Annotated in this window: 1 protein-coding gene; it reads right to left on the bottom strand. The window is 41.0% G+C overall.

All coding sequences use genetic code 11. The features are described 5' to 3' along the window. Positions 1-368: hypothetical protein (locus tag CWB99_RS24330; protein WP_212748546.1), on the bottom strand; the 368-nt coding region annotated here is incomplete at both ends.

Genomic DNA, 368 nt, shown 5'->3' with positions numbered 1-368 from the left:
GCGAATGTCCGGGGTCGCGGAGATTATGCCATCTAGTTTTGGCACCTTATACTTCTCATAACTATCAGCAGCAAAAGAGAGAATTTTGGCTACTGGTTTTGATAAATAAGGCTTTGACAATAGTTGCTTAGGGAAATCTTCATGCGCATCAAAAATAACTTTTTTGCCATTGTTCTTCAGTAAGTTTGCTACTGTGAGTAACTCAGGGTCATGCATATGGTAAACGTCTGCATTGAGTTCAAGGCCTTTTACCGCGACTTCTTTTGGCATTTTAAGTATGCGGCTAAAACGAGATGAAGCTGTGCCAACATCAAAAATATTGACACCATCTTTGGTTTCATCTCCTTGGCCATCGGCAACAACCAAAG

This window comes from Pseudoalteromonas rubra, from assembly GCF_005887095.1.
GTDB classification, from domain to species: Bacteria; Pseudomonadota; Gammaproteobacteria; order Enterobacterales; family Alteromonadaceae; genus Pseudoalteromonas; species Pseudoalteromonas rubra_E.
This window is presented reverse-complemented; position numbering and strand designations above follow the sequence as displayed.